The sequence below is a fragment of the Sphingobium sp. 3R8 genome (genome assembly GCF_020166615.1).
In the GTDB taxonomy this organism is placed as follows: domain Bacteria; phylum Pseudomonadota; class Alphaproteobacteria; order Sphingomonadales; family Sphingomonadaceae; genus Sphingobium; species Sphingobium bisphenolicum.
Map to the genome: position 1 here is coordinate 1 of NZ_JAIQXR010000041.1, position 10,865 is coordinate 10,865.

Genomic DNA, 10,865 nt, shown 5'->3' on the forward strand with positions numbered 1-10,865 from the left:
TGACATGGACGACGAACAGAGCCTTTTGAACGAACCGGAACCGGAACCCCGGCCCGATGCCGCAGCCGAGGCGTTCGCCCGTCTCTCGGAACGCGTCGCCGCTATGGAGGAACGGCTTGAAGGGCGCATGGCGGTGATGGCCCGCGCGCTTGAGCATATCGCCATAGAGAAGCAGAGCCTCGAATTTCCCGACTATGGCCCGACGCTCGCCAAGATGAACGGCTATCTCGCGACGCTGGCGGGGCGGACGAAGACAATCATGGATGCACCCGCCATGCAGTTGACGCCGGAGAGCATGGCGGAGCGGATTGACGTAGCGGCGGATGCCGCACGAGCGACGGACAAGGCGACCATCAAGAAATCGCTCGACTTGCATCATCAAGTCCATGCGGATCAGATGCGCGTGGTCGGGACCATTCGGACCAAACAGGAACAACGCTGGCACATATTCTATTGCGGCGGTGGCGCGGCTCTGGCTGTGTCGCTTCTGTGGCTGATCTATCCCGGTTGGGCGGCCAGCATCGGCCCGCAAAGCTGGCATTGGCCGGAGCGGGTTGCCCGTCGCACGCTCGGCGAGCCTACCTTATGGGACGCAGGTATCCGCCTCATGCATGCCGGGAACCCTGAGGGCTGGCAGGTGATCGTGGAAGCTGCCGACTTGGCCCGCGAGAACCGCGATACTATTGCCGCGTGCAAGCAGGCCGTCGCCAAGGCCAAGGAACCGGTGCGATGCTCCATCGTGATTAAAACCTCATAACCATGGCTACGTAGCACCCCCGATCTTGCTTTGTTCCTCAAACTCGATTGAGGGATCGGCGTGGTATGGTAATGGAGTCGCGATGGACCAGATAGTAGGGCAGAATCATCAATTCGGCCGACTTGCCATCATTTTCAATCAGCATCTTGGCGGCGTAATAGGCCATTTCTTCAATAGGTTGGTGAACGGTGGACAAATAGGGCCAAACACTGCGAGCGATCCAACCGTCGTCAAACCCGCAAACTGAAATGTCGCCGGGAACGGAAAGCCCGGCTTCGGCGCAGGCAGCCATTGCGCCAGCCGCCGAGTCATCATTGGTCGCAAAGATGGCGGTGATGCCGGAATCGACCGACAAGAGCTGTCTGGTGGCTGCAATGCCATCCTCGAACAGGAAATTCCCCTGCGCCTCCAGAATGTCTTCCCGAAGCCCTAATTGGGTAAGCTTGTCTATGAAGCCTTGACGACGCCGGGGGGCCACGCCGTGATTGGCCGGACCGTTGAGGATCGCGATCCGACGATGACCAAGATTCCAAAACAATTCGGCGACGTCCGCGGCTGCGCAATAGTCATCCATGATGACACCACGAGATCGCTCCGGATCGAAAACAGGTGCTATCCGACTATAGCGCGCACCTGCCCCCTCCAAAAAATCCAAGATCAGCGGAATATCGCACAACGGTGGCGTAAGAATGAAGCCGTCTGTCCGGGCATTCCGCAGAACCGCCATGAGCCTTGCTTCGCAAGCTTCGCGCGATGCGTTCGTATCCACATGATCTACACGCAGGTGGTAGCCATTCTCCATGCAGGCCCGGTATGCCCCGGTCTGGATCTTGGTTATGTAATTCGGACTTGGATTATCGAAAAGTACAGCGATCGTAAACGATCGGGTACTTGCCAGAGATCGCGCCGCCATGTCCGGGACGTAATTCAGTGCAGCAATCGCCGCTTCGACCTTCCGTCTCAAAAAGGGCGAAACATGGCGTTCATTGTTGATTACCCGAGAGACGCTTTTCGTCGAAACTCCGGCCATCTCGGCAACATCGCCAATGGTTGCGCGCTGGCTAGGCGGCATCGGCGGAATATTGCCGCTCTGGTTCAACATTCTTCCTTTTCTCACTAGAGACTGTGGTAACAGGAAGCAGCTGGAAACACCACCTTCACCTGGCTGTGATTTTTTGGCGCGGCCCTGAATTTAAAGCCATATAAAAACGATGAAAAATCTTCGGAAATTGTGTCAATCACGTGATTGACAGCGATGACAGTGGGGCCTAGTAGTCGCTCGACAGTTCGATCGAAGCACGGTGCGGCTTCGGACGGGCGCGGGGCTAAAAGAACAGAAGCGGACATGGGCCGCAACGGGAGAGGGATATGAAGAATTCTGCTATGAGGCTTTTTACTTGCGCTTCGGCAATTGCCGCTTGCGCGCCAGTCGCTGTCCTTGCTCAGCAAGTGACGCCTGATGCCGAAGACACATCCACAGAAATCATCGTCACCGCGCAAAAGCGCGAGCAGAATCTTCAGGATGTTCCCGTATCGGTCGCCGTCCTGTCCGCCGCAGCGCTGGACAACAACAGGATCACCGGCATTGAACAGCTCTCTCAGATTGCGCCGTCGCTCAATTTTACTAACAGCGCGAACACGCGCGGTCAGGGCGTGTCGATCCGTGGCATCGGCACGCTCAACTTTTCGGATGGTGTCGAGCCGTCGGTATCGACGATCATCGACGGCGTGGTCATCGGCCGATCTGCAGGAACGTTTTTCGATTTCAACGACGTCCAGCGCGTTGAAGTCCTTCGTGGTCCGCAGGGTACTCTATTCGGCAAGAACGCCTCAGCGGGCGCCTTGAACGTCGTCACCGAAAAGCCGAGCCTCAGCAAGTCGGGTTTCAACGCTTCTGTCAGCTACGGCACTTATGACGATCTTCGCATCAAGGGCTCGGCTTCCGTCGTCCTGGCCCCGGACCGGTTAGCTCTTCGCGTCTCCGGCTACCGCTCGAAGGCGGACGGCATCATCACCAATCTGTTCAATGGCGAAAATCTCAACAATATCGATTCCTGGGGTGCGCGGGGCAAGCTGTTGTTCGAACCCAGTGAGGTTACGTCGATCTATGTGATTGGTGATTATTCCGAGAATAATCGGGATTGCTGCGTATCCACGGTTCGTTCGGTGTTGCCGACCACGACCTATTTCAACGGTCAGACGCGCGCTGCCCTCCTCTCCGGTGAAACATTGGGGCCCAATAATCGCAATGTCACCGTCGATGGCGACTATTTCAACCGCCAGAAGAGCGGTGGCGCTTCGGTTGAAATCAACACCGAACTGGGTGGTCAGAATATTACATCAATCACTGCCTATCGTAAGTTCAAGGTTTTCGACAATAACGACCCTGATGGGGTGCCGATCGACGTATTCAACGTGAACAATGTACGTCAGCAGCAGGAACAGTTCACGCAGGAACTGCGGCTGTCCTCACCCGACAGAGCTTCGCTCGAATATGTTCTCGGCTTCTTTTATTTCTGGCAGGACGTGCGCACCCAGGCACAGGTGCGGGGCACGGGCTTTGCGCCGCTGCCGGCCGGCCAATATGTGGGCAATGACATCGACCGTTCCATTACGACGAATAATGCTGCCGCATTCGGCCAGCTCACATGGCATGCGACTGACCAGCTTTCGCTCATCGGTGGCTTCCGCCTGACCGCCGAGGACATGGCCGCCCATTTCGCGCGCAGCATCCTTCCCGGCGCTGTCGGCCCCGCCCCGGGACTCGGCGGTCCGGCCTATACCTCACCGACCCTCAAGGCTGGCGAAACGGACTTCAGCTATCGGCTCGGCGCGCAATATGAATTCACGCCCGACATCATGGCCTACGCCACCTATACGCGTGGCTATAAGGGGCCGGCTCTCAATCTTCTCAACAATCTGACCGCTACTGTGGTCAACAGCGGGCAAGCCGTACTGAAGCCGGAAATTGCCAAGAATTGGGAAGCTGGCATTCGCACCACGCTGCTCGATAGAAATCTGACCTTCAATCTGACGGGCTTCCATACGACCTTCGACGACTTCCAGACTCAAACCTTCAACACCATCTTGACCACCGTCACGCTTGCTAACGCAGGCCGGCTGACCACGCGCGGCTTCGAGCTGGAGGCAGTCTTGCGACCAGCTGACGGGCTCTCGCTGTCCGGCAACGTTGCCTATACCGATACGAAGGTCGAAGGGCTTATCATCGCCTGCTATCCAGGACAGACCGGCGCCCAAGGATGTTCCGGCGGTCGTCAGGACGTGACCGGCAGCTCGCTGGCGAATGCGCCCAAATGGGCCTATACGTTGAATGCCAACTATGGCAGGGATATCGGAAATGCGTTGCGTGCAACGGCCAACATGACCTTTACCTACCGATCAGAAGTGTTCTTCGCCTATAATGATCCCAAGACCGTGCAGCCAGGTTATGGCCTGCTGAACGGCTCACTTGCGCTAGAGACACAGGACCGACGGTATCGCGTCAGTGTCTTCGGCAAGAACCTGACCAACAAGCATTTTGCCAGCACGATCGGCAACGGCTTTTTGGACACTTCGGCCGCTGGGGGAGGTTATACCCAACTCCTGACCACCGACGCCTTCCGCACCGTGGGAGTGGAGTTCGGTGTCCGATTCTGATCGGGCGTAGTGGCCGATCCCAAACATTGGCAATAGCAAGAGAGGCACCATGTGATGCAATTTTCCCGACGTGAAATAGTCGGATCATTGTTGGGAGCGACGGCCTTGTCCACTCTGTGGCCCGCCACGGTGCTGGCGGGCCGTTCCACGAAGCCCAACATCATCACCATCGTTCTCGATGATGTCGGCTATTCTGATCTAGGCAGCTTTGGCTCGGAAATCCGGACAGTCGCGATAGATAGTCTGGCCGCGGGCGGACTCCGCTACGTTCATTTCGATACCAAGGCTGTATGTTCGTCCACCCGCGCAGCGATGCTGACGGGGCGGAACAGCCACAGCGTCAACATGCCGGACGTTCCCGACGTCGCGGCGGTTCTACGCGATGTTCCGAATGTCGCCAGCAAGTTCGCCATCCCGCGCAATGCCGAAAATGTTGCACAGGTGCTCAAGCGACGTGGCTACGCCACGTGGGCGATCGGCAAGTGGCATCTCATTCCGCTGCACGAAGTCTCCGCGGATGGAGGCCGAGACAGTTGGCCGCTTCAGCGCGGGTTCGACTATTTCTATGGGTTTGCGCGCGGTTGGACCGATCAGTACAAGCCCGATCTGGTCGAGAATAATGACTATCTCAAGCGCGACCTTCCTGCCGACTATCATCTGTCAGAGGATTTGGCGGACCGCGCCATCACGCTGATCGAGGAGCACGTCGCGAAGGCTGACAGCAATGCCTTCTACATGAACCTTGCATTCGGCACGGCGCATTCGCCGATCCAAGTTCCGCGCGAATATTCCGCACCCTATGATGCGATCTACGCCAAAGGTTGGGACGCGATCCGGGAAGAGCGTTTCGAGCGCATGAAGCGCATGGGTATCATCCCGGCCGATACCAAGCTGCCCGCGCGCGCGCCGCTGGATCGCGCTTGGGCCGATCTCAGCGACGACGAGAAGGCCGTATTTTCCCGCTACATGGCGATCTACGCCGGTTTTCTGGAGCATTGTGACCGGCAGATCGGTCGCGTGCTGGAAACACTCAAGGCGCGCGGCCTCTACGAGAACACTCTGATCATTTTGCTTTCGGATAATGGCGCTGCCTCCGAAGCAGGTCAGACAGGCGAGTTCGACGGCCTTTATCGCCCCAACACGCTTTCTCCTTCCGAGCAACGCGCTCGAATCGACGAGCTTGGTACGGCCAAACTGCAGTCTGAATATCCCCGTCCCTGGGCCATGGTTGGTACCACCCCGCTCCGGCGCTATAAATTGTGGCCTTACTCGGGCGGCACCCGCACGCCGATGATCCTGCACTGGCCAGGACATGTGCCCGATCCGGGTGCGATCCGCAGGCAGTTTGTCGATGTGGTGGATATAGCGCCGACCATATTGTCGGCCGCCGGAACCGGCTTCGACATGAAGGTCGCTGGCGTCTTGCAGATGCCTGTCGCTGGGCGGTCGATCCTTCCAAGCCTGCGTGACCCGAAAGCGCCTGGACGCCAGCTCCAGTATTTCGAGCTGCGCGGTAATCGGGCCATCACCTCGGGCCGCTGGCGCGCTGTGGCCATGCACGAATGCGGCAAGCCTTATGAAGAGGATCGCTGGGAACTTTACGACCTTGCCAGCGACTTTTCCGAAACCACCGATCTGGCTGATCGTTTCCCCGGTAAGCTGCTGCAGCTCAAGGCGCAGTGGAATTCGGAATGGGCAAGGTTTGGAACAGGACCGCTTAGTCAGCCGTCCGCCTTCGTCTGCGTGATGTCGGATATGTTCGACCGATCGGCCCGGGCGCAGGGGGAGCACTGACATGCCACGCACACCACTCCTGTGTGCTACGCTGGTGTTTGCCGCCACCTCACTCCCCTCGGCGGCGGTCGCAGGTGACAAGCCGGTGGTCCGCATCGAATCCGGGCTGGTTGCCGGCGCTACGCGCGATGGCATCGACAGCTTCAAAGGAATCCCCTTCGCCGCTCCGCCGATCGGCACGCTGCGCTGGCGCGCACCGCAGCCCGTCGCGAAATGGCGAAATGTGCGCGAGGCGACTACTTATGGATTCGATTGCGCCCAGACGCCATTCCCCCTCGATGCTGCGCCCCTTGCCGCGCCGCTTTCGGAGGATTGCCTGAACCTCAGCCTCTGGCGTCCGACCGATGTCAGCGCCATGGCACCCCTTCCCGTGCTGGTCTGGATCCATGGCGGCGGCTTCGTCAATGGTGGCATTTCGCCTTCGATCTTTGCTGGAGACGCGTTTGCGCGCGACCGAGTGATCCTGGTGGGCATCAACTACCGGCTCGGGCGGTTTGGCTTCTTCGCCCATCCCGCCTTACGCAAGGCCGATGCCGACAAGGGGCGGTCAGGCAATTTTGCTATTATGGACCAGATCGCCGCGCTGCGCTGGATCAGGCGTAATATCGCCGCCTTCGGCGGTGATCCGGGGAATGTCACGATTATGGGTGAATCGGCCGGCGGCATGTCAGCGCTGATGCTGCTGACCTCTCCCGAAGCGCAGGGCCTGTTCCACCGCGCGATCATCCAGAGCGGCGGGGGCCGCGTGACGGACTTCTCTAATCGCTCTGTGACCGAAGATCAACCCGGTGTCCCATCGCTGGAGGCGACCGGAAAGGCTTTTGCCGCACGCAACGGGATCGAAGGCGATGACGCCAAGGCCCTTTCGCGGCTGCGCGCCCTGCCTGCGTCAGTCGTCGAAGGCGGACTCCATATGATGACCTCTGCGCAGCAACGCGACATTTATGGAGGACCTTCCATCGATCACCGGTTCGTCGTGGGAAGCCTTGAAACGCTCTATCGCGAGGGGCGGTTTGCTAAAGTGCCCGTCATCGTCGGCGCGACCAACGCTGACCTCAGCCTCTTGTTCGTCAAGACCAAGGAAGAGGCCTTTGCCCAGTTCGGCGACAAGAGCCGCGCGGCAAAAGTGCTATACGATTCCTCAGGCGAGGGAGATACGCCTCTGGTGATCGCCGCCATCGGGGCGGATCGCGCCATGGTCGAACCCGCACGGTTCGTCGCGGATAGTGTCACCCGGCATGGCGCCCCAGCCTGGGCCTATCGATTTTCCTATGTGGCGGACAGCATGAAAAGTCGGGTGCCCGGCGCAGTGCACGCCAGCGAAGTACCCTATATCATGGGCACGGTGGACGCCAAATATGGTGGTGCAACAACCGGTCAGGACCGCGCGGCGAGCGCGCTGATGCACCGCTATTGGGTTAATTTCGCAAGGACGGGAGATCCCAATGGTGGGGGGCTTCCGACCTGGCAGGCCTATTCGCCAAAAACCGACGCCCTGATGGAGTTGACCAGAGAGGGCCGGGCGCAGCCGGGTCCAGATCCGCGGCGTGAACATCTTGACCTCGTCTGCGCCGTTACTTCCCCCGAAACCTGTCCGGCTCGTTGAACCACGCGCCATAGGAAAGGCATATCAAAATGCGATTTGGACACCTTCTGGCTTCCTGCGTGGCGGCAAGCGCGATCGTTTCTTGGCAGGCCAGCGCGCAGCAGGCCTCAGTCATAGACATGGACAAAGCGGCTGAGCGTGCCGTAGCGACGGTCAGACAGATGACGGCTGACGAAAAGACAGTTCTGACCCACGGCATCATGCCCCTGCCGCTGTCACCTAATACGCCGCCGATGCCCGCCGACAGCATTCCAGGGGCGGGCTATATTTCGGGCATCGCCCGCCTGAACATTCCGGCGCTGAAGGAAACCGATGCCAGCCTTGGTGTTGCCTACGTAAGGGGCGTACGCAAGGACGGTGCCACTGCGCTTCCCTCCGGTGTTGCGATGGCATCCAGCTGGAGCGCGGACCTTATGTATCGCGGCGGCGCGATGATCGGATCGGAAGCGCGCGCCAAGGGCTTCAATGTTCTGTTGGCGGGCGGGGTGAACCTGATACGCGATCCGCGCAACGGCCGCACTTTCGAATATTTGTCGGAGGATGCGCTGCTGTCTGGCTTGCTTGTAGGGGCGGCGATCTCGGGCGTTCAATCGAACAACATCATTTCGACGATCAAGCATTTCGCGCTCAACGGCCAGGAAACCGGGCGTAAGTTCGTGGACGTCAAGATCGGCGAGGCAGCTGCGCGCGAAAGCGACCTTCTCGCCTTCCAGATCGGCATCGAAAAGGGGCAGCCGGGCTCTGTCATGTGCGCCTACAACCGCGTGCGCGGAGAGCAGGCCTGCTCCAGCGACTGGCTGCTCAACAAGGTACTCAAGAGGGATTGGGGCTATAAGGGCTTCGTCATGTCGGATTGGGGCGCGGTGCCCAATATTAACGCAGCGCTCAACGGTCTCGACCAGCAATCGGGCGAACAGCTCGATACTGCCGTGTTTTTCGGTGACAAGCTCGGGGAAAAGGCCACCACCGATGCCAATTGGGCTGCCCGGCTCGACGAGATGAACACGCGCATCCTGACTGCCATCTATGCGATGAAACTGGACGCACGACCGGCAAGTCCCGACGGCAAGATCGATTTCGCTGCCAATGCCGCCATCGCCGAGGAAGTGGCGAAGAGCGGCATCGTTTTGTTGCGTAACCGCGATGGCGCACTGCCGTTGGCCAAGACCGCCAAAAGCATCGCCGTGATCGGCGGCTACGCCGATGGCGGCGTGCTATCCGGCGGGGGGTCGAGCGGAGTACACGGCGAAAATGGTGCCGCCGTCGTCCGCCCGGTTTTGGCCGATGGCGTCTTGGCGAGCTTCTTTTCGCAGCAATATCATAGCTCCAGTCCCCTGAAGGCCATCCGCGCCATGGCACCCCGGGCGACGGTCACATTCCGCGACGGCCGGTATATTTCCGAGGCAGTGGAAAAGGCGCGACAGGCCGAGGTGGCCATCATCTTTGCAACTCAATGGCAGACCGAGGGGCTGGACGTTCCCGATCTGTCGCTGCCTGATGGTCAGGACGCGCTGATCGCAGCGGTGGCAGAGGCGAATCCCAACACCATCGTGGTTCTCGAAACGGGGGGACCGGTATTGATGCCCTGGCTCGACAAGACAGCAGCGGTGATCGAGGCATGGTATCCAGGCGCGCGGGGCGGTGAAGCCATCGCCTCCATCCTTTTCGGCGAGTCCAATCCCGGCGGTCGCCTGCCGGTCACTTTTCCGGCGCGCCTCGACCAATTGCCTCGGCCAAAGCTGGATGGCGCGTCCGAATTCGAGCCGAACTACACCGGAGAACCGCCGACACCCGACGCCAAACTGGCCGCCGATTTCGATATCGAGGGGGCCAACCTTGGATATCGCTGGAATGCTCTCAAAGGCTATAAGGCGTTGTTCCCGTTCGGGTTCGGCCTCAGCTATACGAGCTTTGCCAGCTCGGGTCTGAAGATTGCCGGTGATAAGGTCAGTTTCACCGTCACCAATACGGGTAAGCGCAAGGGTGACGATGTCGCGCAGCTCTACCTTGTCAACCGTGGGAGCGAAGCGACGCAGCGTCTTGTCGGATTCCAGCGCGTTTCTCTCGAACCTGGCGAGTCACGAAAGATCACACTGACTATCGACCCCCGCATTTTGGCGGACTGGAAGGATGGCGGGTGGTCGGTGCCAGCGGGCGATTATGGTTTCGCGCTGGGCCGCAACGCCGAGGATTTGGGGACCGTCGTGACCTTGAAGATGTCTGCCCGCAGTTGGAAGGACTGATCCTATGACGCTTGCCTCATCCGTGGCCGTCAGTACCGACCCTTATACTGCTGAGGCCCAGGGCACACACGTCGACGCGCCGGAACTGCGCCTGTTCGTAATCTTTATCTTCGACGGCATCACGAGCCTCAACGACGTTCTGATTCCGAAGTTCAAGGAGCTTTTCACCCTCGACTACGCACATGCGATGGCCAGCTGATCGCCTCGGGCCGGATCCGGCACAAGCTGCTCGCGCGTGTCTCGCACTATGGAGGTTTCGCCGTCGGACGGGGCACATTGTCGCCGATCAATGGCGAATATATTGTCCGCCGAGCTGCTTCAGTGGCAAACCCAACGGGCTCCGGTTTCAAGATCGACGAGCAGCGGAGAATGAGGATGATGTCCGCGCGGGCGCCAGGAAGGCAGCCATGGAGCATCCCCGAAGGCCATTTTCCTAACAAGGACGCGCTGCTCGCTGCGCTGCTGGTTCTTCACTACGAAAACCTCGACCAGCGTCGCGTCGAAATCGAGGGGAGCGATCCAGGCCGCACGCTCGAACTTTGGATCGAAGCTCTGGGTGACTGGATGCTGGCTTATGAGGGCCTGCCTGAGCCTTTGCGAGCGGCTTGCCGGGTAGAATACCCGCTGACGCCGACCTGCGATGCTGTCATCGCGACGACTGAAAAGATATTGAAGGCTGCGCAAGACAAGGGCTTCGCACGACGGACCATGACGGGGCGTAACATCTTTTTTGGGGCGCTGGCGGTAGCCTGGGCAAGTGGAGCCACTGCAGCGAAGGAAGATATCCGAAATGGGCTTCGCGAAGTTC

The 10,865-nt window shown here is 59.5% G+C and carries 8 protein-coding genes; 7 read left to right on the forward strand and 1 reads right to left on the reverse strand.

Going from position 1 to position 10,865, the window contains the following annotated elements; all coding sequences use genetic code 11:
* Positions 1-757, forward strand: a 757-nt coding sequence (locus K9B33_RS22485) for a DUF6118 family protein (RefSeq protein ID WP_318011165.1), incomplete at its 5' end; no start/stop codon positions are given.
* Positions 758-794: 37 nt separating this feature from the next.
* On the opposite strand, the gene K9B33_RS22490 is transcribed toward K9B33_RS22485, so the two are convergent.
* Positions 795-1,859, reverse strand: coding sequence for a LacI family DNA-binding transcriptional regulator (locus K9B33_RS22490; RefSeq protein ID WP_224551348.1), 1,065 nt, complete (start codon positions 1,857-1,859; stop codon positions 795-797).
* Positions 1,860-2,125: 266 nt separating this feature from the next.
* Between K9B33_RS22490 and K9B33_RS22495 the strand changes: the two genes are divergently transcribed.
* From K9B33_RS22495 to K9B33_RS22520, 6 genes are all read left to right on the forward strand, one after another.
* Positions 2,126-4,414 carry a TonB-dependent receptor gene (locus K9B33_RS22495; protein WP_224551349.1) on the forward strand — a complete coding sequence of 763 codons (2,289 nt, stop codon included), beginning with the start codon at positions 2,126-2,128 and terminating at the stop codon, positions 4,412-4,414.
* A 54-nt stretch (positions 4,415-4,468) separates the two neighbouring features.
* Entirely contained in the window at positions 4,469-6,208 is a 1,740-nt protein-coding gene (locus K9B33_RS22500; protein WP_224551350.1) for an arylsulfatase, read from the forward strand.
* A 34-nt stretch (positions 6,209-6,242) separates the two neighbouring features.
* Complete coding sequence (locus K9B33_RS22505) at positions 6,243-7,814, forward strand: carboxylesterase/lipase family protein (RefSeq protein ID WP_224551351.1); 1,572 nt, start codon at positions 6,243-6,245, stop codon at positions 7,812-7,814.
* Between the two features lie 29 nt (positions 7,815-7,843).
* Positions 7,844-10,057 carry a beta-glucosidase family protein gene (locus K9B33_RS22510; protein ID WP_224551352.1) on the forward strand — a complete coding sequence of 738 codons (2,214 nt, stop codon included), beginning with the start codon at positions 7,844-7,846 and terminating at the stop codon, positions 10,055-10,057.
* A gap of 4 nt (positions 10,058-10,061) precedes the next feature.
* Complete coding sequence (locus K9B33_RS22515; protein WP_411974051.1) at positions 10,062-10,256, forward strand: hypothetical protein; 195 nt, start codon at positions 10,062-10,064, stop codon at positions 10,254-10,256.
* A gap of 77 nt (positions 10,257-10,333) precedes the next feature.
* Positions 10,334-10,865, forward strand: a 532-nt coding sequence (locus K9B33_RS22520) for a hypothetical protein (protein WP_224551353.1), incomplete at its 3' end; no start/stop codon positions are given.